The 21,308-nt window shown below is 69.1% G+C and carries 18 protein-coding genes and 1 pseudogene; 7 read left to right on the top strand and 12 right to left on the bottom strand.

Annotated elements, in window-relative coordinates; genetic code table 11:
• Positions 1–117 precede the first annotated feature (117 nt).
• Together LA521A_RS19060 and LA521A_RS16355 are read left to right on the top strand one after the other, a co-directional pair.
• A pseudogene (locus tag LA521A_RS19060) lies at positions 118–287 on the top strand (polymorphic toxin type 37 domain-containing protein).
• Complete coding sequence (locus LA521A_RS16355) at positions 284–586, top strand: DUF8220 family protein (protein ID WP_281779904.1); 303 nt, start codon at positions 284–286, stop codon at positions 584–586. The pseudogene LA521A_RS19060 and the gene LA521A_RS16355 overlap by 4 nt, the downstream one beginning before the upstream one ends.
• 158 nt (positions 587–744) lie before the next feature.
• Here LA521A_RS16355 and LA521A_RS16360 read toward each other — a convergent pair whose 3' ends face one another.
• Together LA521A_RS16360 and LA521A_RS16365 are read right to left on the bottom strand one after the other, a co-directional pair.
• Entirely contained in the window at positions 745–3,903 is a 3,159-nt protein-coding gene (locus LA521A_RS16360) for an efflux RND transporter permease subunit (protein ID WP_281779905.1), read from the bottom strand.
• A 7-nt stretch (positions 3,904–3,910) separates the two neighbouring features.
• Positions 3,911–5,041, bottom strand: coding sequence for an efflux RND transporter periplasmic adaptor subunit (locus tag LA521A_RS16365; RefSeq protein ID WP_281779906.1), 1,131 nt, complete (start codon positions 5,039–5,041; stop codon positions 3,911–3,913).
• A gap of 77 nt (positions 5,042–5,118) precedes the next feature.
• Between LA521A_RS16365 and LA521A_RS16370 the strand changes: the two genes are divergently transcribed.
• The 3 genes from LA521A_RS16370 to LA521A_RS16380 all read left to right on the top strand — a co-directional run bounded on the left by LA521A_RS16370 (position 5,119) and on the right by LA521A_RS16380 (position 8,109).
• Positions 5,119–5,832, top strand: a complete 714-nt coding sequence (locus LA521A_RS16370) for a TetR/AcrR family transcriptional regulator (RefSeq protein ID WP_281779907.1) — start codon at positions 5,119–5,121, stop codon at positions 5,830–5,832.
• 127 nt (positions 5,833–5,959) lie between these two features.
• A complete protein-coding gene (locus tag LA521A_RS16375) occupies positions 5,960–6,619 on the top strand; it encodes a protein-L-isoaspartate O-methyltransferase family protein (protein ID WP_281779908.1) in 660 nt (219 codons plus the stop codon).
• Between the two features lie 71 nt (positions 6,620–6,690).
• Entirely contained in the window at positions 6,691–8,109 is a 1,419-nt protein-coding gene (locus tag LA521A_RS16380) for a TolC family outer membrane protein (protein WP_281779909.1), read from the top strand.
• Between the two features lie 97 nt (positions 8,110–8,206).
• Here the strand turns inward: LA521A_RS16380 and LA521A_RS16385 are convergent, their stop codons facing one another.
• Together LA521A_RS16385 and waaA are read right to left on the bottom strand one after the other, a co-directional pair.
• Positions 8,207–9,115 carry an acid phosphatase gene (locus tag LA521A_RS16385; protein WP_281779910.1) on the bottom strand — a complete coding sequence of 303 codons (909 nt, stop codon included), beginning with the start codon at positions 9,113–9,115 and terminating at the stop codon, positions 8,207–8,209.
• A gap of 110 nt (positions 9,116–9,225) precedes the next feature.
• A complete protein-coding gene (gene waaA, locus LA521A_RS16390; RefSeq protein ID WP_281779911.1) occupies positions 9,226–10,521 on the bottom strand; it encodes a lipid IV(A) 3-deoxy-D-manno-octulosonic acid transferase in 1,296 nt (431 codons plus the stop codon).
• A gap of 121 nt (positions 10,522–10,642) precedes the next feature.
• On the opposite strand from waaA, the gene lpxL reads away from it, so the two are divergent.
• Entirely contained in the window at positions 10,643–11,575 is a 933-nt protein-coding gene (gene lpxL, locus LA521A_RS16395; RefSeq protein ID WP_281779912.1) for an LpxL/LpxP family Kdo(2)-lipid IV(A) lauroyl/palmitoleoyl acyltransferase, read from the top strand.
• A gap of 3 nt (positions 11,576–11,578) precedes the next feature.
• On the opposite strand, the gene LA521A_RS16400 is transcribed toward lpxL, so the two are convergent.
• The 6 genes from LA521A_RS16400 to LA521A_RS16425 all read right to left on the bottom strand — a co-directional run bounded on the left by LA521A_RS16400 (position 11,579) and on the right by LA521A_RS16425 (position 16,395).
• The gene (locus tag LA521A_RS16400; RefSeq protein ID WP_281779913.1) at positions 11,579–12,883 is read right to left on the bottom strand and encodes an O-antigen ligase family protein; all 1,305 of its coding nucleotides are present in this window, start codon (positions 12,881–12,883) and stop codon (positions 11,579–11,581) included.
• The gene (locus LA521A_RS16405) at positions 12,870–13,991 is read right to left on the bottom strand and encodes a glycosyltransferase (protein WP_281779914.1); all 1,122 of its coding nucleotides are present in this window, start codon (positions 13,989–13,991) and stop codon (positions 12,870–12,872) included. Before LA521A_RS16405 ends, LA521A_RS16400 begins: the two co-directional genes overlap by 14 nt.
• A 46-nt stretch (positions 13,992–14,037) precedes the next feature.
• Complete coding sequence (locus LA521A_RS16410) at positions 14,038–14,238, bottom strand: zinc-finger domain-containing protein (RefSeq protein ID WP_281779915.1); 201 nt, start codon at positions 14,236–14,238, stop codon at positions 14,038–14,040.
• 82 nt (positions 14,239–14,320) lie between these two features.
• The gene (locus tag LA521A_RS16415; protein WP_281779916.1) at positions 14,321–15,031 is read right to left on the bottom strand and encodes a pirin family protein; all 711 of its coding nucleotides are present in this window, start codon (positions 15,029–15,031) and stop codon (positions 14,321–14,323) included.
• A 137-nt stretch (positions 15,032–15,168) separates the two neighbouring features.
• Positions 15,169–15,750 carry a YceI family protein gene (locus tag LA521A_RS16420; protein WP_281779917.1) on the bottom strand — a complete coding sequence of 194 codons (582 nt, stop codon included), beginning with the start codon at positions 15,748–15,750 and terminating at the stop codon, positions 15,169–15,171.
• Positions 15,751–15,795: 45 nt separating this feature from the next.
• On the bottom strand, positions 15,796–16,395 hold the full coding sequence (locus LA521A_RS16425) for a malonic semialdehyde reductase (RefSeq protein WP_281779918.1): 600 nt from the start codon (positions 16,393–16,395) through the stop codon (positions 15,796–15,798).
• Positions 16,396–16,502: 107 nt separating this feature from the next.
• On the opposite strand from LA521A_RS16425, the gene LA521A_RS16430 reads away from it, so the two are divergent.
• Positions 16,503–17,480 carry a mitochondrial fission ELM1 family protein gene (locus LA521A_RS16430; protein WP_281779919.1) on the top strand — a complete coding sequence of 326 codons (978 nt, stop codon included), beginning with the start codon at positions 16,503–16,505 and terminating at the stop codon, positions 17,478–17,480.
• On the opposite strand, the gene glnE is transcribed toward LA521A_RS16430, so the two are convergent.
• Positions 17,462–20,299, bottom strand: a complete 2,838-nt coding sequence (glnE, locus tag LA521A_RS16435; RefSeq protein WP_281779920.1) for a bifunctional [glutamate--ammonia ligase]-adenylyl-L-tyrosine phosphorylase/[glutamate--ammonia-ligase] adenylyltransferase — start codon at positions 20,297–20,299, stop codon at positions 17,462–17,464. The two genes, LA521A_RS16430 and glnE, sit on opposite strands and share 19 nt — an antisense overlap.
• A 278-nt stretch (positions 20,300–20,577) precedes the next feature.
• The gene (locus tag LA521A_RS16440) at positions 20,578–21,186 is read right to left on the bottom strand and encodes a DUF6445 family protein (protein WP_281779921.1); all 609 of its coding nucleotides are present in this window, start codon (positions 21,184–21,186) and stop codon (positions 20,578–20,580) included.
• Positions 21,187–21,308: the final 122 nt, after the last annotated feature.

Consider the following 21,308-nt stretch of genomic DNA (forward strand, 5'->3'; position numbering starts at 1 on the left):
GACGCTCTCAATGACGATGCCTCAGGCGGCGACTCGTGCCCTGTGTCTGCGGATGCACCTGGATAACCGACCGGAGCTGACGGGTTCACGCCTCCGAAGAGGTGGAACGGGGACGAAGTGCGCAGTCCAAACGGTCGCGGATATGGCTGGCCTGACAGCAAGGGTAACGTGTGGGGCCCACAGGCCCGGGCTCAGGCGCACACGGCGGACCTCATTGGGATGTACAGAAGCCTGGGGGCGGATATGTCAATGTTTACCCAGGCGGGCGAGCAAGAGGTGGGAAGTGATCAATAGGAACATTCAAGTCATCGACGGCGCTGACAACTGCACATTCGACATCTTCACCACTGACAAGGAGAGCTTCGCGATCATCTTTCCTGAGGAAGGGCAGGACATTGAGTTCGTTGAGGACCTTGTTGCCCGCGTCGGGGAGCGGCGGGCCACCGAGGTGCTTGAGGCCATCTGGGCGCAACGGAAAGACAAGAAGAGCGTGGTTGGCATACACGGGACGCTCTTCTTCGAGCTTTCCAATAGGAAATGTTACTACCCAACGAAGAACGAAGCTGAGATGGTCGTGATTATCTGATGTGCTTCTGAAGCATCCGTAGATTCGCTCGCGGTTGTGCGGTTGAACGCCGAACTTGAACCTTGGATAAGGCGATATTCCTGAGCCTCAGGCAATGGACGGAAAGGGCACCTCAACGGCGCCCTTTCAGTTCCGCAAGAACAGCCCTGTCGCTTCCGCTACGCGGGCGCCCTCACCCGGAACCACGCCGCATACAGCGCCGGCAGGAACAGCAGCGTCAGGAAGGTCGCGACCGTCAGGCCGCCCATGATCGCTACGGCCATCGGGCCGAAGAACGCGCTGCGCGACAGCGGGATCATCGCGAGGATTGCAGCAAGCGCGGTCAGCACGATCGGGCGGAAGCGGCGCACGGTGGCTTCGACGATCGCCTGCCACGGCTGCGCGCCTTCGCCGATGTCGTGTTCGATCTGGTCCACCAGGATCACCGAGTTGCGCATGATCATGCCGGCCAGTGCGATCGTGCCGAGCATCGCCACGAAGCCGAACGGCACGCGGAACACCAGCAGGAACAGCGTCACGCCGATCAAGCCCAGCGGCGCAGTGAGCAGCACCATGAAGCTGCGCGAGAAGCTGCGCAGCTGCAGCATCAGCAGGGTGAACACGACGAACACGAACAGCGGCATGCCGGCGGCGATGGACTTCTGGCCGCGCGCGGAATCCTCCACGCTGCCGCCGATGTCGATCGAGTAGCCGTACGGCAGCTTCGAACGCAGCCCATCCAGCGTGGGCGAGATCTGCGCCGTCACCGTCGCCGGCTGCGTGCCGTCGTAGATGTCGGCGCGCACGGTCATCGTCGGCTGGCGGTCGCGATGCCAGATGATGCCTTCCTCGAAGCCGTAGTCGAGCGTGGCGATCTGCGTGAGCGGCACGCTCTTTCCGCTTTCGGTCGGCACCATCAGGCTGCCGAGCATGTCCAGGCGCAGGCGCTCCTCGGCCGGGCCGCGCAGCAGCATCTCGATCAGCTCGTTGCCTTCGCGGTACGTGCTGATGTGCGATCCCGACAGCGAGCTGGAAAGGAACTGCGACAGTCGCGCCGAACTCACGCCCAGCGCGCGGGCGCGCTCCTGGTCGACGACCAGGCGCACGACCTTGTTCGGCTCGTCCCAGTCGAGGTTCACGTTCACCACGTGCGGGTTCTCGCGGATCTTATCGCGCACCTGGTAGGCGATCTTCCGCACCTGGTCGATGTGCTCGCCCGACACGCGGAACTGCACCGGATAACCCACTGGCGGTCCGTTCTCAAGACGCGTCACGCGCATCTGCAACTCGGGGAAGCGCTGGAAGACGTCATTGATCAGCCACGTGCGGATTTCCTCGCGCGCTTCCAGGCTCTTGGGCGTCAGCACGAACTGGGCGAAATTCGCCGCGGGGAGCTGCTGGTCCAGCGGCAGGTAATAGCGCGGCGAACCGGTGCCAACGTAGGCGACGAAGTTCGCCAGCTGCTTGTTCTGCTTCAGGATCTGCTCGAAGCGCTGCGCCTGTTCGGTCGTCGCGCGCAGCGAGCTGCCTTCGGCCAGCTCCATGTCGACCATGAGTTCCGGTCGCGTGGAGTCGGGGAAGAACTGCTGCGGCACGAAGCGGAACATCACGATCGACAGCGCGAACGCGCCCGCGGTCACGGCGATCACCAGCCAGCGATGGCGCACGCAGAACGTCACCCACTCGCGGAACCGCACGTAGAACTTCGATGCGTACGGGTCGTGTGCGTGGCCGTCGATCGGCGCCTTCGGCGCGATGTAGTCGTGCAGCTTCGGGAAGCGGCTGGCGATGCGTTCGCGCAACGCGTGCCAGCGGTACGGAATCGACCCCGGCTTGAGCGGCTTGGCCGCGTGCCCGTATTCCGGCAGCAGCTTGTCGCCCAGGTAGGGGATGAACGCGACCGCCGCGATCCACGACACCAGCAGCGCGATGGTCACCACTTCGAACAGCGAGCGCGTGTACTCGCCGGTGCTCGACTTGGCGGTGGCGATCGGCAGGAAGCCCGCCGCCGTGATCAGCGTGCCGGTGAGCATCGGGAACGCCGTGGAATCCCACGCGAACGCCGCGGCCTTCAGTCGGCTGAAGCCCTGCTCCATCTTGATGGCCATCATCTCCACCGCGATGATCGCGTCGTCGACGAGCAGGCCGAGCGCGAGCACGAGCGCGCCGAGCGAGATCTTGTGCAGGCCGACGCCGAACAGGTCCATCACGGCGAAAGTCATCGCCAGGACGAGCGGAATCGACAGCGCGACGACGAAGCCGGTGCGCAGGCCGAGCGAGAAGAAGCTCACCAGCAAGACGATCGCGACGGCTTCCGACAGCACGCGCACGAATTCGCCGACCGATTCGGTGACGGCGGCGGGCTGGTCGGCGACCTTGCGCAGCTGCATGCCGGCCGGCAGCGTCTTCTGCAGTTGCGCGAACTGCGTCTCCAGCGTCTTGCCGAGCTTGAGGATGTCGCCGCCGTCCTTCATCGCGACGCCCAGGCCGATGGCGTCCTCGCCCATGAAGCGCATGCGCGGCGCCGGCGGATCGGAGAAGCCGCGCTTCACGTCGGCGACGTCGGCCAGGCGGAACGTGCGATCGCCGACGCGGATCGGGAACTCGCGGATCTCCTCGACCGACTTGAACTTCCCGCCCACACGCAGCGCGACGCGGGTGCTGCCCGTCTCGAAGAAGCCCGCGGGCACCATCGCGTTCTGTTCGTCCAGTGCCTGCTGCACGGCCGCGGCCGGCACGCCGAGCGTGGCGAGCTTCACGTTCGACAGCTCGACCCAGACCTTCTCGTCCTGCACGCCGAACAGCTCGATCTTGCCCACGTCGGGCTGCTTCTGCAGTTGCAGCTGCACGCGCTCGGCATAGTCCTTGAGCACGGCGTAGTCGAACCCCTTGCCGGTCAGCGCGTAGATGTTGCCGAAGGTGTCGCCGAATTCATCGTTGAAGAACGGCCCGACGACATCGCTCGGCAAGGTCGGGCGGATGTCGCCGATCTTCTTGCGCACCTGGTACCACAGCGGCGGAATGTCCTTCGAGCGCAGCGAATCGCGCGCGACGAAGATCACCTGCGATTCGCCGGCGCGCGAGTACGAGCGGATGAACTCGTACTGGCCGGTTTCCATCAGCTTCTTTTCGATGCGTTCGGTGACCTGCCGCGAGGTTTCCTCGGCGGTCGCGCCCGGCCACAGCGTGCGGATCACCATCACCTTGAAGGTGAAGGCCGGATCCTCGCTGCGCCCCAGCCGCAGGTACGAGAACGTGCCGGCGATGGCCATGACCAGCATCGCGTAGATGATCAGGCTGCGATGGCGCAGCGCCCATTCGGAGAGATTGAAACGCATGGCGGCCTCAGCGCGCGGAGGTCGCGGTCGGGGTCACGACGGGACGGTTGTCGCGATCCACCGGCTGCACCTTCTGGCCATCGCGCAACAGGTGCCCGCCCGCGGCGACCACCCAGTCGTCCGCCTGCACGCCGCCCTGCACCGGGACGCGATCCTCGCCGAAGGCACCGATCTGCACCGGACGCAGTTTCACCGTCGAGGTCTTCGTGTCGACGACGAATACGGAGGCCTTGCCGTTCTCGCGCTGGAGCGCGGCGATCGGCACGCTCAAGCCTTCGCTGGTCTGTGTCGGCAGGTAGACGCGCGCACTCTGGCCGAGGTCGATCGCACCCGCCGGCGCATCGACGGTGACGCGCGCGGCGAACGTGCGCGACGCCGGATCGGCGGCGGGCGAGATCTCGCGGATGCGGCCGTTCCAGCGCTGGCCCGGACGCGACCACGCTTCGACCTGCACCGCCTGCCCGGCCTTCACCTTGCCGGCCATGGTTTCCGGCACGGCGAAGGCGACTTCGCGCACGCCGTCGGCGGCCAGCGTGAACACCGACTGCCCGGCCGCGACCACCTGCCCGGCTTCGGCCTGGCGTGCGGCGATGACGCCGTCGCGGGTCGCGCGCAACTGCGAGTAAGCCGCCTGGTTGCGGGCGACTTCGACGTCGGCGCGTGCGGCGTTCACCTGGCCCTGCGCGGCGGTGGCGGCGGCGTTCTGCGCGTCGAGGGTGGAACGGCTGACGAGCTGCTCGCCCGCGAGCTTGGCGAAGCGGGCCTGGTCGGCGCGTGCGCGACCCAGCTCGGCCTCGGCCGCGGCGAGCTGCGCCTGCGCGGCGCGCGCCTGCGCCTGGAGATCGCCGGGGTCGAGCGTCGCCAGCACCTGTCCGGCGCGCACGTGGTCGCCGACATCGACATTGCGCTGCACGAGCTTGCCGCCGACGCGGAACGACAGCGGACTTTCCTCGCGCGCCCGGACGTCGCCGGCGAACGCGCTGGCGGTGTGGTCGGAGGCGGTGGGATGGATGACCAGGACCGGACGCGGCGCTTCTTCGACCGCGTCGTCGCGCCCGCAGGCGCTCAATACCAAGGTGGAGGCGGCGACCAGCGTCCATGCCCAGAGGCGGAACGCAGCGGCGGAAGAACTGCGCATTGCGGGGGTCCCTGCGGTTAATTAATGTACTTGTGGGTACTGTATAAATATCAAACCGGTTAGTCTAGTATTCCAGCATGATCGCCTCGCGCCGCCCCTCGAACACCCCGCCGCCCCCCGGCGCCACCAAGCCGGCCGGCCCGGGTCGTCCAAAGGACATGGGCAAGCGCGCCGCCATCCTGGAGGCGGCGAAAAGAATGTTTACTCAGCATGGATTCGACGGCGCGAGCATGGACCAGATCGCCGCCGAGGCCGGGGTCTCCAAGCTGACCGTGTATAGCCACTTCGGCGACAAGGACGCGTTGTTCCTCGCCGCGGTCGAATCCCACTGCGACCTGTCGCTGCCCTCGTCGCTGTTCGAGCCCTCGCCCGACACGCCGCTGCGCGAGCGCCTGCTCGACATCGCCAACGCCTTCTATTCGATGGTGACCGCCCCGGAGGCGATCGCCGGCCATCGCATGCTCTGCTCGCCGCAGATGTCCAATTCCGGCCTGCCCAAGCTGTTCTGGGACGCCGGTCCGATGCGCGTGCAGAGCGATTTCGCCGCCCTGCTCGAGCGGCGCATCGCGGCCGGCGAGCTGGAAATCCCCGATGTCGCGCGCGCCGCCGGCCAGTTCTTCAGCCTGCTCAAGGGCGAGCCGCACGCGTGCCTGGTGTTCGGCGGACCGGGGCCGACGGAGGAGGAAATCCAGTCGCACCTGGCCTCGGCGGTGGACCTGTTCCTGCGCGCCTATCAGGTGCGCGAACCTGCGTCCGGAAAGCCCGCCGCAAGCGGACGGTCGCGTCGATGACATCCGTCTTGGTTACTTCTGGCACTCAGTCTGACTTGGGGCCGCGGCCATCCTGTGCGCCGCGCCCGCAAAGGCCGGAACCGGCATTCCCGGTACAATTCGCGGTCTTCCGCGCGAGAGTCACGTAATGAGCACCCCCATGGATTACAGCAAGGCACGCGAACTGATGGTCGAACAGCAGGTACGTCCGTGGGACGTGCTTGATGGCCGCGTGCTCGATGTGATGGCGACGCTGCCGCGCGAGGCGTTCCTGCCCGTGGCGCATCGCAACCTCGCCTACGCGGACCTCGCGCTGCCGCTATCCCATGGCGAGTCCGCCATGAAGCCGGTCCTCCAGGGCCGCGCCCTGCAGGCGCTGGCGCTGGATCCGTCCGACGACGTGCTGGTGATCGGCGACGGCACCGGGTACCTCGCCGCCTGCGCCGGCCGCCTGGCCCGCGACGTCCTCGCGCTGGAGCGCCACGCCGAGCACGCGCAGGCCGTGACCGCCGCGCTGTCGGAGCAGTCGATCGACAACGCCCAGGTCGTGGTCGGCGACGCCCTCACGTGGACGACCGACCGCCGCTTCACGGCGATCCTGGTCGCCGGTGCGGTGGACACCATCCCGCAGCGTTTCATCGACTGGCTGGAGCCGAACGGGCGCATGTTCATCGTGCGCGGCCGCTCGCCGGTGATGGAAGCGGTGCTGGTGCGCAACGAAGTCAACGCGCCGCGCATCCAATCGTTGTTCGAAACCGATGTTCCCTATCTCGCCGGTGCGGCCCCCGCCCCGGTGTTCAAGTTCTGACGCGATACCCCCACACGCCTGCAGCCACGCGGGCGGCTTGATAAGAACGTAAAACCGGACAAGGACCTCGCATGATTCGCCGCCCGCTCGTCATCGCTCTCGCCGCAGCCGTGAGCCTGTCGGCCCTGTTGCCGGCCACGGCCTCCGCCGAAGACCTCCTGCAGACCTACGAGCTGGCACGCCAGGCCGACCCGCAACTCGCGGCGGCCGAGTCCAACCGCCTGGCCATCCGGGAAGGCGCGGTGCAGACGCGCGCGGCGATGCTGCCGCAGCTGGACGGCTCGGCCTCGATCACCAAGGGCCGCAGCTACTCGCGCGGCAACAACTCGATCAACGCCGACGGCACCATCAACCCCGGCGACAGCGACACCGAGAGCACCACGCGCAGCACGGGCGTGAACCTCAGCCAGATGGTCTACGACCGCGGCAACTTCACCCGCCACAAGAGCGCGAAGGCGCTGGCGCAGGCCGCGGACTTCCAGCTGGCCGCGTCGGGCAACGACCTGGTCACGCGCACCTCGGCCGCCTACTTCAACGTGCTGATCGCGCTGGAATCGCTGGCTGCCGCCGAAGCGGCCGAAACCGCGCTGAAGAAGCAGTTCGACTACGCCTCCAAGCGCCTGGAAGTCGGCCTGGCGCCGATCACCGACGTGCACGAAGCGCGCGCCCAGTACGACAGCGCGCGCGCCAACACGATCCTGGCGCGCAATGCCGTCGAGGACTCGTACCAGGCGCTGGCCGAAATCACCGGCCAGCAGGTCCGCAACATCAAGGGCCTTCCGAAGGACTACCAGCCGTCGCTGACCGAAGCGCGCGACGCCGACGGCTGGGTCGCCACCGCCATCGAGAACAACCCGGCCCTGCGCGCCAAGGAACTGCAGGTCTCCTCCACCGAGGCCGACGTCGAGACCGCGCGTGCCGGCCACTGGCCGCGCCTGTACCTGAGCGGCTCCTACGGCGACAGCACGACCTGGGGCGAGCGCCAGATCCTGGACGCCACGCGCGACATCGACAGCCGCACCTTCGGCCCGTCGGTCGGCCTGACGCTGTCGGTGCCGATCTTCTCCGGCGGCGCCACGCAGTCCGGCGTGCGCCAGGCGCTGGCGCGTCGCGACGTCGCACAGGACGAGCTGGAGCAGCAGAAGCGCCTGCTCGTGCGCAACACGCGCAACGCCTACCAGACGCTGGTGGCGAGCATCAGCGAAGTCGAGGCGCGCCGCCTCGCGCTGGTCTCCGCGCAGGCCGCGTACGACGCGTCGCAGGTCGGCCTGGAAGTCGGTACGCGCACCGTGCTGGACGTCCTGCAGAACCAGAACAACCTGTTCACCGCGCAGCTCGAGTTCGCCCGTGCGCGCTACAACCACCTGCAGAGCCGCCTGCTGCTGGAACAGGCCGCCGGCACGCTCGACATCGCCGACGTGCAGGACGTGAACCGCCTGCTGACCGTCGACACGGCATCGCAGCTGCCCGCCGGCGACGTGCCGGGCTGATCGGCGCCACACGTCGAGACGACGAAGGCCGGACGGAAACGTCCGGCCTGCTGCTTTTCAGGCTCGCCTGCAACACGCGTGCTAACACCAAGCGCGCTTACAGCACGCCTTCGATCGGAATGGCCAGCGCCGCCGCCTCGGCTGCGCAATCGACACCCGGCGCTTTCCCGCCGGCACGCAAGGACTGCACTTCCCGGGTCGCGGCCGCGACGTCGGCCTGGTACGTCGCGTTCGACTGGAGCCTGGCGAACGTGCCCGATGCGATCGTGCGACCGGCCAGGATGTCGCTCTGCCAGTGCGCGTTGCAGACCAGCCGGCTTTCGCCGAACGAGCGTCCGCGCACGAGCAGCGCATCCGCGTGATCGGGCGCGACCTGCGTGAGCACCAGCGCCCACATCCAGCCGATCGACGTGTGGCCGGACGGATACGAACCGTCGTCGCGCAGCGCGGCTTCGTCCTTCGGGGCGCACGTGCCTTCCTTGTAGAAGACGAACGGCCGCGTGCGCCTGTAGTGATCCTTCGCCGCATACGTGGCGAGGCCGGCGTCGGTCATCGAGCGACGCAGCAGCTGATAGAGCCGGGGCGAGTCTTCCTGCGAGACCGGCACGCCGAGCGCGCATGCGAACGCGCCGGCGACGTGCGGGAACGCGAGATCCGCGTCGGAGGTCGCCTGCGTGTCGCGGGCCGTGCCCCGAAGTTTCTGCGAGGCACGGCTCACCGCCTGGTCCTGCTTGAACGCCGCCGAGCCGTCCTTCGGTGGCGCGGGCAGCAACGCGAGGCTGTTGGGCAGGTCGCGGCCGAGATAACCGGCCAGCACGCCGGGGCGGATTTCCGGCACGGCTTCGGCGGCGGCGGGTGTCGTCGCGGCGGGCAGCATCGGCGAGGCGGCCGGCTGCGTCGCAGGCTGCGTGGCGCACGCGGAGAGCGCGAGGGTCGCCGCGATGATCAGCGGCCTGGCGAGCGACGCGGTGCCGTGCGGGCAGGCCTTTCCGGGCGACTTGTTCACGTCACTTGCTCCTTCAGGTGATGTCCGTCGCCAGATGCATTACTGGGCGTTCACGGGCCGTGAAGTCTGCCGGCGCGCGCGGGCGCCGCACCATCGGAGGAATCCGCGTATCAGGCCGCAGGCGGCAGGAGCGGTTGCAGCAACTCGAGCGTGCGTGCGAGCGCGCCGCGTCCGGTTTCGACCAGCGCGCGACCGGCCGCGGTCATCCGCTCGCGGCGTTGCGGGTCGCCCAGCAGTTCGGCGAGCGCGCGTTCGACGTGCTCGGCGTCCGTCGCCACGCACAACGCACCGGCGTCTTCCAGGCGCTGCGCGATCTCGACGAAGTTGTGCAGGTGCGGCCCGGTGACGATGGCGGTGCCGGTCGCCGCGGGTTCGAGCAGGTTGTGGCCGCCGATCGCCTGCAGGCTGCCGCCGACGAAGGCGACATCGGCGCAGGCGTAGAAGCTCATCAACTCGCCGAGCGTGTCGATCACGAACACCGCGTCGTCCGCCTGCGGCCACTGCTGGCGCGAGCGCGTGGACACGGTCCAGCCGGCGGCGCGCGCGGTGTCGGCGACGGTGCGGAAGCGTTCGGGATGGCGCGGCGCCCACAGCATCAGCAGGTCGGGGAACCGGGCGCGCAGCTGGCGGTGGATGGCGATGACCGCCATCTCCTCGTCCTCGTGCGTGCTGGCGGCGATCCACACCGGACGCTCGCCGCACTGCGTGCGGCATCGCGCGGCGAAACCGGCCAGGTCTTCCGGCACGGCGACGTCGAACTTCAGGTTGCCCACTTCGGCGACCTGCTCCGGGCGCGCGCCCAGCCGCACGAAGCGTTCGCCGTCCGCATGCGACTGGGCCGCGACCGTGCGCACCGTGCGCAGCGCACGCGCGACCAGCGGCGCGAGCACGCGGTAGCCGCGCAGCGATCGCTCCGACAGGCGCGCGTTGAGGATGACCACCGGAATGCCCGCGTCGCGGCAGCCGAACAACAGGCTGGGCCACAGTTCGGTTTCCATGATCAGCGCCGCGTAAGGACGGTAATGCGCGAGGAAGCGCCCGACCGCGCCGGGGAGGTCGTACGGCAGGTACACGTGTTCGACCGCGTCGCCCCACAGCGCGTGCACGCGTTCGGAACCGGTCGGGGTGATCGTGGTGACCAGCAGGCGCAGGTCGGGCCGCGCGCGGCGCAACGCATTGACCAGCGGCACGGCGGCGTTGACCTCGCCCACCGAGACCGCATGCACCCACAGCGTGCGCATCGGCGCTGCATCGCCGTAATGCGCGTAACGCTCCTGCCAACGCAGGAAATACGCGGGCTGGCGCAGGCCGCGCCAGATCAGGTGGTAGACCGTGATGGGCGCCAACAGATACAGGGCGACCGAATACAGGCCGCGCAGGAGGCGCTCGATGGGGTCCGTCGGCATCGGCATAAGGATAACGAAGCCGGTGACGAGCGGGCGAAGAACATCGCCTCGCGTATCGCCCGATGCGCGCCATGTCCATCGCGTCTACTGCATGCCGGCACCGTCCCCGTAGAATCGCCGCATGCCCAGGGCAGTCGAATCCCCCACGTCCCCGCCGTCTCCGCCGTTCGGTCCACGCCATTGGCCGATGTGGTTCGCCCTCGGCGTCATGTGCCTGGGCGCACGCCTGCCGTGGTCCGTGCAGCGTGGGCTGGGCCGCGTCATCGGCGCGCTCGCGTTCCGTGTCGGTACGGCGCGACGCCGGGCGGCGCGGATCAACCTGGGCCTGTGCTTTCCCGAAATGTCGCCCGACCAGCGCGAACGCCTGCTGCGCGACAGTTTCCGCGACCTGGGCATCGGCTTCTTCGAATTCGCGCGTGCGTGGTGGGGTTCGGCCACGCCGATGCGCCGCACGGTGCGCATCGAAGGCCTCGAACTGCTGGACGACATCCGCGCGCAGGGTCGCGGCGTGCTGATGGTGTCGGGCCACTTCATGACGCTGGAAATGTGCGGGCGCCTGATGTGCGACCACCTGCCGCTCACCGGCATGTACCGCCGGCATCGCAGCCCGGTGATGGAGTGGGCCGTGAAGCGTGGCCGCCTGCGCTACGCCAAGGCGATGTTCACCAACGACGAGATCCGTCCGGCGATCCGCCATCTCAAGCAGGGCGGTTTCCTGTGGTACGCGCCGGACCAGGACATGCGCGGCAAGGACACCGTGTTCGCGCCGTTCTTCGGCGTGCCGGCGGCGACGATCACCGCGACGCACCAGTTCGCGCGGCTCAGTGGCTGCGCGGTGGTGCCGTTCTTCCATCGTCGCGAAGGCGCCCATTACGTGCTTCGCGTCGGCGCGCCGCTGGCGGATTTCCCGTCGAACGATGCGGCCGCCGATTCCACCCGCGTCAACGCGGCGATCGAAGCGATGGTGCGCGAGGCGCCGACGCAGTACCTGTGGATCCACCGTCGCTTCAAGCGCCGGCCGCCGGGGATGACGTCCCCGTACGGCAAACGCTGAGCGTCACTCGCGCGCGAGCAGGCTTCCCGCGTAGAGCGCGGCGAGCAGCAGGGTGAGCCCGCCCCAGAACGTCGAATAGAACGCCAGGTGCGTGTTGATCGGGAACACCGTCACCGCCAGCGCCCACATCGCCGGGCGCGCGCGTTCGCGGGCCGCCTCGTCGGCGAAACGCCACGCGCGCCACGCCATCGCAAGGCCGGCCAACCACAGCAGCACGCCGAAGGCGCCGGTTTCGCTGAGCACTTCCAGGAAGATCTGGTGCGCGTGCAGCGCCGGGCCCGTGCCCCACGCCGCCCGTTCGCCCGGTGCGGGGTCGCAGGCCGGGAACGCTTCGCGGAAACCGCGCGCGCCAATGCCGTTGATCGGATGCTCGCGCGCCATGCACAGCGCGGCGCTCCAGATGCGTGCGCGACCGGACAGCGCGCTGTCCACGCCTTCGACGTCCGCCGACACCGCGTGCGTGGTGCGTGCCAGTCGTTCGCGCACCTGCGGGACGGTCATGCTGAGCACGGAGATCGCGATGGCGCCCACGGCGAACACGCCGATCAGCTTCTTCCACCCGACCAGGCGCCAGCCGGACAGCACGAGCGCGACGGCGTAGGTGATCCACGAGGCGCGCGAACCGGCCAGCACCAGCACGATGCCGATGGCCGCCGCGGCGAGCAGCCAGCCGGTCGTCCCCATGCGGCGCCCGCACGCGAACAGCAGGAACGGCGATAGGCTCGCCAGTACCGGGCCCAGCTTGAGATTGCACGGACCGAGCACGCCGCTGAGGCGATCGACACCGGCCACTTCCTGCGGCGTGCACATGCCGTGGCCGCTGATGGCGTGCTTGATGCCGTCGATGCCGGAGAAAAGCGGGCTCGCGCCGGTCGCCGCCTGCGCGAGCGCATCGAGCGTCCAGATGCCGACGATGATCGCCAGTCCGCCGAAGGTGATCCGCCGGCCGCGCGGATCGGCCACCGCCGACGCGACCAGCCACAGGAACGGCAGGTAGCGAAGGTCCACCGCCGCTTCGCGCAGCGCGCGGGCGGGGTCGATGGCGTCGATCGCCGACACCAGCTCCGGCGTCCAGTACGCGAAGAACAGCACGCTGGTCAGCGCCCACGCGGGATTGCTCAGCAGCTTGTCGCCGCCGCGGAAGCGCGACAACGCCAGGTGCACGATCGCCGCCAGCGCGCCCAGCACCAGGATGCCTTCCGCATAGCCCGGCGCCGGCCACAGCGCGACGTACGCGAGGATCCACGCCGGCGCCCAGCGCCAGCCGCGGACGCGCGGCGCGGGCGGCGCGGCGTCAGCGGGGTGCATCGATGAGCTCGGCGTAGACGTCAAGCGTGGCCTCCTGCATCGCGTGAAGTGAAAGCGGAATCGTAGCCGGCGGCGAGACCGGGTGCGTAAGAAGTTCGTAGCCGCTGCGATGCAGCGCGTCGAGGTCGAACGGCGCCACCGCGCCCTTCGGCTGCCACGTCGCCAGCAGTTCGCCCACGCCACCATGCGCCCAACCGAGCACGGGACGCCCCACCGACCAGGCTTCGAGCACCGTGCGGCCGAATGCCTCGGGCTTGCGCGAAAGCTGCAGTACGACGTCGCTCGCGGCATACGCGCGCGCGATCGCGTCGGTCGGTTCGGTGAAGGCGACGGCGTCCGCGATGCCGCGCGTCGCCGCTTCGCCTTCGAGTTCGGCGATGTACGCCTCGCGTCCGGCTTCGCGCGCGCCGGGCAACCACAGGCGCGCGTCGAGTCCGTCGGCGCGAAGCCGAGAGAGCAGCGCGAGCGCGTCGGCGTGTCCCTTCAACCGCGTGCCGCGCCCCGGCAGCAGCAGCAGCGGGCCGTCGCCGCCGAGTGCGGGATGCGACGCCGCGGCCCACGCGCGCGCTTCGGCGTCGGGACTGGGCGCACGCGGGAACGTGCGCGGGTCGATGCCACGCGGGATCACGCGCAGCTTCGAGGCATCGACCTCGGGGTAATGACGCAGCACGAACGCGCGCACGGTGTCGGACACGCAGATCACGCGCTCGCCATGGGTCATCACCGCGCTGTAGCGCGACGGCGAATTGAGCCCGTGCACGGTCGTGACCCAGTGCGGACGCTTCGAGGCCGGCAGGCTGCGCAACGCGAATTCGCCGACCCACGCCGGCAGGCGCGAGCGTGCATGCACGAGGTCGACGCGTTCGCGTTCGAACAGCGCGCGCAGGGCGAAAACGTGTCGGAAGGTCAGCGGCGACTTGCGCCCGATGTCGAGCGCGACGTGCTCGGCGCCGAGCGCCTGCAAACGCGGCACCAGCCGGCCGCCTTTGGAGACGACGATCGCGCGATGGCCGGCATCGACCAGCGCCTGCGCGATCTCGAGGGTGGAACGTTCGACGCCGCCCGATTCCAGGGCCGGCAACAACTGGACGACGGTCAGCCGGCGCATGCGCGGCTCCGCGGCGGAGTTTCGCGGCACCGGCGTTGCGTGGAGGTCAGTCCTGGAGGACGAAGTGCGAACCGCAGTACGGGCACTGCACCTCGCCGTTTTCGGCTTCGATGGGCAGGTACACGCGCGGATGCGAGTTCCACAGCGCCATCGAGGGCAGCGGGCAGCTCAGCGGCAGGTCGGCGCGGTGCACGACGTAGCGCTGCTCGGCGTTGGCCTGGGTCGGATGGGCGTTGGCTGCGGTCATGGGTCGGAACGGCTGTGGCGACGCGGGGCCGCAAGTTTACCAGCCCCGACGCGAAGACCGGCGCGAAGGCCGGGATTTCCGGCTATTCCGGCAGATCCAGCAGCACGAGCAGCGCGGGCTCGTCGCCGGCGCCCTGGAACCGCAGCGTGCCGGACTCGTCGCGAAGCGCGAGCGCGTCGCCGGGCCGGAGCGCGATCCCGCCGTTGGCCGTTGCCGCGCCGGAGACGACCTGCAACCAGTAGAGCCGCGAACCATCGGGCACGAAGTCCGCCGCTTTGCCCGGCTCGAGTCGCAGTTGCAGAAGCCGCGCATCCTGCCGGATCGCCAGGCTTCCGTCGGCGCCATCGCCCGATGCGAGTAGCGTCCATCCGCGCGCATCGGCCGGTGCCGCCGCGCGACGCGCGTACGCCGGCTCGTGGTTCAGGCGCGAAGGCTGGATCCACAGCTGCAGCAGGCGGAGGGGTTCCGACGAGGACGCATTGCGTTCGGCGTGCTGGACGCCGTGGCCCGCGCTGAGCCATTGCAGCTCGCCCGTGCGCAGGACGCCGCTGCCGCCGATGGCGTCCTCATGGGCGAGTTCGCCGGAGACGACGAGCGCCAGCAGCTCCATGTTCGCGTGACGCGCCGTGTCGAAACCGGCGCCGGGCGCGAGTCGATCGTCGTTGAGCACGCGCAGCGCGCCCAAGCCCATCCACGCCGGGGCGTAGTGGGAGCCGAACGAAAACGCGTGGTGGCTGTCGCGGCCTTCGGCCGTGGAGTGGCCGCGGGAGTCGGCGGGACGGTGGACGATCATCGTTCTACTTGGTCATTCCAGCGAAGGCTGGCGACATTTTGCCCGTTCCGCGTGGGCCTGCGCTCGCCCGAGCGCGTGCGGGCAGCGCGCGTGCCGTGACCCCTCTCCCGCAGGAGAGGGGCTGAAGCCACGGCCGCTTACTTCGCCGCCGGCACGACCGCTTCGGTCGTGATGCGGATGGTGACGTTGTCGCTGACGTTCGGGGCGTACTTGTCCACGCCGAAGTCGCTGCGCTTGATCGTCGTGGTCGCATCGAAGCCGGCCGCGGCGCGCTTGGCCATCGGCTGCTCGCCGATCTTGTTGATCGTGGTGTCGAGCACGACCGGCTTGGTCACGCCCTTGATGGTGAGGTCGCCGAACACGCGCAGCTTCTTCTCGCCCGCGGCTTCGACCTTCGTGCTCTTGAAGGTGATGTTCGGGTACTTCTCCGCGTCGAAGAAATCGGCGCTGCGCAGGTGCTCGTCGAACTTCTCCACGTGCGAGTCCAGGCCCGCCAGCGGGATGGTCACCTCGACCTTCGAGGTGCCGACGTTCTTCGGATCGTAGGTGATGCTGCCGTCGACCTGACCGAAATGCGCGATCGGGTTGGAGAAGCCGAAGTGGCTCCAGCTTGCGACCACGTCGGTGTGGTTCGGGTCGATCTTGTAGGTAACGGGTGCGGCGAAGGCGGCGGTGCTGGCGGCGACCAGCGCCGCGGTGAGGGCGATGCGCTTGAACATGCGTGAGGCTCCGTGAGGGTGGCAGGGCGAACAGGAATGACGGCGTTACAGGATCCGCGCCGCCTCGTCGAAGGACAGTCGCGGCGAACGGGGGAACAGCTTGGCCGTGTCGCCATGGCCAAGGTTGATCAGGAAATTGGACTTGATCTTGGTGCCGGCGAAGAAGGTTTCGTCGACCAGCGCGTTGTTGAAGCCGGACATCGGGCCCGTATCGAGCCCGAGCGCGCGCGCGGCCATCAGCACATAGGCGCCCTGCAGGCTGCCGTTGCGCAGCGCGATGGTCGTGAGGTCGGGCTCGGGCTTGCCGTCGAACCAGCCGCGCGCATCGGTGTGCGGGAACAGGTACGGCAGCTTCTCGTAGAAGGCAAGGTCGTAGGCGACGATCGCGGTGACCGGCGCGGCCAAGGTCTTGGCGTAATTGCCTTCGTCCAGCGCCGGGCCGAGCTTGGCCTTTGCTTCGGGCGACTTCACGAAGACCAGGCGCAGCGGCGACATGTTGGCGCTGGTCGGGCCCCACTTGGCCAGGTCGTAGAGTTCGCGCAGCGTCTCGTCGCTCACCTCGCCCGTGAGCTCGTTGTGCGTGCGGGCGGTGCGGAAGAGCTGGTCCAGTGCGGACGCAGGCAGCGGCGAGGTGGTGTGCGACATCGTGTGCTCCGTGGATAGCCGCGACATTCGCCGCGGCGCAGGTTCGAGAGTGTAGAGTCTGGCACGTTCGCAACAGCCGACTGATCCGGAACGGATTACTCACAAACGTGCAACGAACGAGACCCGATTCCGCACCTTCACGCGGGCCCTCGACCTGGACCCTCACCGACGGCCACGCCGGCAACGTGCGCCAGGCGCAGGCGCTCGCGACCGCACTCGGCGAGCCCTTTCGCGCCTGGACGCTGGCGCCGCGCACGCCGTGGCGCTGGTTCGCGCCGCGCACGATGCTGGGCTGCGCAAATGCGTTCGGCCCGACGTTCAAGCTCGCCGCGCGCACGCCGCCGTCGCTCGCCATCGGCTGCGGGCGGCAATCGGGCCTGGCGACGCGCCTGCTGCGATCGCGCGGCGCACGCACCGTGCAGATCCTCGATCCCCGCATCGACACGCGGCATTGGGACCTCGTGATCGCGCCGGAACACGATGGCCTGCGGGGCGACAACGTCATTACGATGACCGGCAGCCTGAACCCGGTCGACGACCTGTGGCTGGCCGCTGGCCGGCATGCATTCCCCGACCTCGGCGCCCTGCCCGGCCCACGCACCGCGCTGCTGGTCGGCGGCGCGAGCGCGCACGCGCATTTCGACGATGCGATGTACGACACGCTGCTGCGCGACGTCGAACGCACCGCGCGCGAGGAAGGCGGCAGCGTCCTGGCCACCACGTCGCGACGGACGCCGCCGCACGTCGGCGCCGCATTGCGCGACCGCCTGCGCGGAATTCCCGGCCTGATCTGGACCGACGGCGCGGACGGCCCGAATCCCTACGCAGGACTGCTCGCGTGGGCGGACCGCGTCGTCTGCACCGCCGACTCGGTGAACATGCTGTCCGAGGCCTGCGCGACGTGGGCGCCGGTGTTCGTCGCCGGGGACGACCAGGTGAAAGGCAGGCCGCGGCGCTTCGTGGATGCGCTGCTGCACGCCGGCCGTGTGCGCCCGTTCGGCGAGGGCGTCGGCGCCCACGCGGTCACGCCGCTACGCGAGACCTCGCGCGTGGCCAACGAAGTGCGTCAGCGGTTCGCGTCCTGATCGAACACCAGCCCATGGCGCTTCGCCGCGCCTGAGATGGCCTCGCGCGCGGCGGCGATCGCATCGTTGATCGGCAATCGCCGAGGACGGCGGTCCAGCGTGCATGCGAGGCCCGCGTCGACGAGCGTCGCGTGGGCCTGCGTCAACGCGGCGACTTCGCTTTCGTCGAGCCAGCCGGCATCGCCGGTCGCTTCGATCAGCGCGCGCGTGTTGCGCGACGACAGCCATTGCGCGTGCGTCGCCGAGTGCGCGAGCACCGCGTACTGCAACAGGAATTCAAGATCGACCAGCCCGCCCTCGCCCTGCTTCAGGTCGAACGCGGCCGCGTCGGTGCGATCGAGTTCGGCGCGCATGCGTCGTCGCATCGAGACCACGTCTTCGCACACGCGTTGCACGTCACGCGCGCGCGATAGCGTCTGGCGGCGGACGTCCTCGACGTCGGCGCCGAGTGATTCATCGCCGGCGACGAACCGCGCGCGCACCAGCGCCTGGTGTTCCCACGTCCACGCGCGTTCGCGCTGGTAGTCGCGATAGCTGGCTAGGCTCGAAACGAGCAGGCCTTTCGCGCCGTCCGGACGAAGGCGCACATCGACGTCGTACAGGCGCCCCGCGCCCGTCACCGCGCCCAGCAGGGCGACGACCTTCTGCGCGACGCGCGCGAACCAGCGCGTGACTTCGAGAGGCCGCGCGCCGTCGGAATGCGCGTGTTCGCCACCGGGCGCGTCGTAGATGAAGACCAGGTCGAGGTCGGAACCAAAACCCAGTTCCTCGCCGCCCAGGCTGCCGTAGCCGATCACCGCGAAGCGCGCGCCGGGAACGCGGCCGTGTGCGCTGGCGACTTCGTGCTCGGCCAGGCGCAGCACGCGGATCACCACGCCGTCGGCGAGCCACGCGAGTTGCCGCGCGCCATCGACCGCGGACAGGCGCCCGTCGCGCACCGCCATCGCAATGCGGAAACTCAGCGCCTGCCGCACTTCGTTCAACGCCTGCAACACGGCTTCGGCGTCATCGTCGGCATCCGGCGCGACGTCGGCGCAGGCGGCGTGCAGTTCGTCGCGACCCGGAAGCGGGCCGGCCACGCGCGCATCGAGCAGTTCGTCGAGCAGCAGCGGGTACGAGGCCAGCCGTTCGGCGAGCAATGCGCTGTGCGTGACGACTTCGACCAGGCGCGCGAGCGCGACCGGCTGTTCGTCGAGCAGCGCCAGGTACGCGCTTCGACGCAGCACGTTGTGCAGCAGCGCGAGCAGGCGACGCAACGCGAGCATCGGCTCGCTCGAGGCCGCCGCGGCCTGCAGCAGCGACGGCATCACGCGATCGAGTCGGCCACGCGCGCTGTCGGACAAACCGCGCACGCCGGGACTGCGCGCGAAATCGCGCAGCGCGCCGTCCGCGTTGCCGGCTTCGATGAAACCGGCGTCGGCCAGCGCTTCGCTTTCGCCGCCGTCGGGCAGCGCGCGCCAGTAAGTCGTCAACGCGTCGGGCGCATTGCGACGGCGCCGCGGCGCGAGCAACGCATCGAATTCGTTGGCCACGCGCGCACGCTGGACATCGAGCGCCTCGCGCAATGCCGGCCAGCCGTCGTAGCCCAGCGCGAACGCGATGCGGTCGCGATCGTCGTCGCGCTCCGGCAGCGCGTGCGTCTGCGCGTCACGCAGCATCTGCAGGCGGTTTTCGAGCCGACGCAGGAAGCGGTAGGCGTCGGCGAGCATGTCGCCGGCGTCCGCGCCCATCTGCCGCGCCTGCACGAGCGCGCGCAGGGACGGCAGCAGCCGGCGGTCGCGCAGCTCGGGTTCGCGACCGCCGTAGATCAGCTGCAGCGCCTGCACGAGGAATTCGATCTCGCGAATGCCGCCGGGCCCGCGCTTGATGTCGTCGGCCAGTTCCTTGCGCGCGACTTCGGCGGTGATCGCGGCCTTCATGCCGCGCAGGCCATCGAGCGCGCCGAAGTCGAGGTAACGGCGATAGACGAACGGACGCAGGCTGTCGAGGAAGCGCTCGCCCGCCTCCGCATCGCCCGCAACGGGCCGGGCCTTCTGCCAGGCGTAACGCTCCCAGTCGCGGCCTTCGCGCTGGAAGTACTGCTCCATCGCGTTGAACGACCACGCCACGCGTCCGGCGTTCCCGTACGGACGAAGCCGCAGGTCGACGCGATGGCAGAAACCGTCGACCGTCGGCTCGTCGAGCAGCTTCGCCAGCTGCTGGCCCAGGCGCGCGAAGTAGTGCTCGGCATCCAGCGGGCGCGCGCCATCGGACTCGCCGTCGTGTTCGTACGTGTAGACCAGATCCACGTCGGAACTGAAGTTGAGCTCGCCGCCGCCGAGCTTGCCGAGGCCGAACACGACCAGCCGCTGCACGTTGCCGTCGCGATCGCGCACCACGCCATGGCGCTGGGCGAACTCGCCTTCCAGCGCGTCCAGTGCGATCTGCAGGCAGCGTTCGGCCAGGTGCGTGCTGCCGGCTAGCGTCGCATCGACGTCGTCGAGCCCGAGCACGTCGCGCCAGATCAGCCGCGTGGAACCGGCCGCACGATAGCGCCGCAGCAGCGCGGGCCAGTCGGCGCGATTGTTCGCGTCGAGCACGGGCTCGTCGATCGGCTCCTCGCCGTCGTCGCGCAGCAGGCGTTCGAGCAATTCGGGTTGGCGCGCAAGCGTATCGATCGCGAAGTCGCTGGCGATGGCCACGCGCTCCAGGCGCGCGATCGCGTCGGGTCGCGACAGCGGCTCGGCCTGATCGGGCAGTGCGGCGCGCAGGCGCGCAAGCACGCGGGCGAGCAGCGGGTGGAATCGGTCGGGGGGCGAAGCGGACGCGGACGGACTCATCGCGGCGATTCTGTCATGCGCCTTCGCGACCTCGTCAGCGCGCGGCGGCAAGAGGCGTGCCCGTGCGTGGAAGACGGGCAAATAAAAAGCCCGCCCCGGTCGAACCGGTTGCGGGCCTGCTCCCTCCCCCACGTCGGGATGCGCGTTGATCGTGAAGGAAGCGTTACATGCATTGCACGCTGCACTGCAAAATAGAACTCAGCGGTTCAAATAGCGGCACAAACGACTTGTATCGCGTCCCCTGTTCAGGTTTGGAGGCTGCCGACGCGGCCGCGTTTTCAGGCCGCCGCGAAGAACATCAGGTACACCAGCCGGCCGTTTTCCATGCGGTCGCCGAACGCCGGCCCGGCCGTGTGCCACAGCCACGGGCGCAGCAGCACGAGCCGGTTGAACCGCATGGGCGCGGTCATCGTGTGCTCCCACTTCGCGTCGTCGTTGGTGTCCTTCTCGATGATCTCGCGGTGCATGTGCTCCAGCGAGTCGTAGCCCATCGACTGCGCCTCTTCCTGGCTCCACGGCGCGCGCTCGCTGTTGGTCGGCCGGTGGCGGAAGAATTCCGTGCCGCCGCGACAGTCTTCGGGCCGGCTGAGGTAGAGGATCCCGGACCAGTACGCCTGGTCGATGTGCACCTTCGCGCGGCCCTTGTCGGCGGCCAGTGTCATGCGGAACTTCGCGTGCGACTGCAACGGCGAGATCGGCTTCACGCGTTCGCCGACGATCGACGACACGGTGCGGTCGAGTCCCTGCATGTCGATGCGTTCGAGCGAGTTGCGCCCGGGAAACGCGCCCTGCTGTTCGGGATAGGTGAGTTGCAGTCCGACCTCGCGCAGCGACTGCGCATCGCGCGTGCTGAGGAAGTCGTCGACGATGATCAATGAGGTCGGCATGCGGGCGAGCTTATCGGGGTGCCGCTTCCCGGTCACGCGGACGCGGCGGTGATGGCGGCGAGCGCGCAAAAAAGAACCCCGCATCGCTGCGGGGTTCTTCGTACTGCCAGTGACGTAAGGAA

The organism is Lysobacter auxotrophicus (assembly GCF_027924565.1).
In the GTDB taxonomy this organism is placed as follows: Bacteria; Pseudomonadota; Gammaproteobacteria; order Xanthomonadales; family Xanthomonadaceae; genus Lysobacter_J; species Lysobacter_J auxotrophicus.